Raw genomic sequence first — 626 nt, 5'->3', positions numbered from 1 at the left:
TCTCCGGCGCCTCGACATAAGGGTCTGTGGGAATCGGCCGCTCGAACGACGACGCGGCGTCGCTCGCTCATACTATCGGACAGCAGTTTGTGAAGTGCGTTGGCACCCACGGAGTGCCGATACGCTGCACAGAGTTCTGTCAGACAGTATCAGTCGTCGTCGGAACTCATCGACACCGCCGGGGAGTTCGCCCCTGTCGTGACCACGGAGTCGTCCTCACCCGACAGCAGCGGGTGGACCGACTGGTACTCCCAGACCATTCCGACGATTGCGACGACGGACATAAGCGCGAACGGGAAGCCCGTGATGATCGCCGACGACCGGAGGGCGTCGATGCCGCCGCCGACGATGAGCAGCGAGGCGAGACCGCCCATCAGACCGCTCCAGATGATCCGATTGACCGTCGAGGGGTGTTGCTTGCCGCCGGTCGTGAGCATCCCGAGCGCGAGCGTCGAGGAGTCAGCCGAGGTGACGAAGAACGTCACCACCAGTAGCATAAACACGCCCGCCAGCACGTCGCCGAAGGGGAGACTGGCGAAAAGCGGGAAGCCCGAGACGGAGACGCCGTACTGGTCGACCATATCGAGCATCGGTGCGATGTTGTTGCGCTCGAAGAAGATGGCGCT

The 626-nt window shown here is 63.1% G+C and carries 1 protein-coding gene; it reads right to left on the bottom strand.

All coding sequences use genetic code 11. The features are described from left to right. Nucleotides 1-149: 149 nt before the first annotated feature. Nucleotides 150-626, bottom strand: a 477-nt coding sequence (locus tag DEQ92_RS21355; RefSeq protein WP_199522958.1) for a BCCT family transporter, incomplete at its 5' end; no start/stop codon positions are given.

This window comes from Haloferax sp. Atlit-6N (assembly GCF_003383195.1).
Taxonomy (GTDB): Archaea; Halobacteriota; Halobacteria; order Halobacteriales; family Haloferacaceae; genus Haloferax; species Haloferax gibbonsii.
Note: the sequence above shows the minus strand (reverse complement) of the source record. Positions and strands in the feature narration are given on the sequence as shown.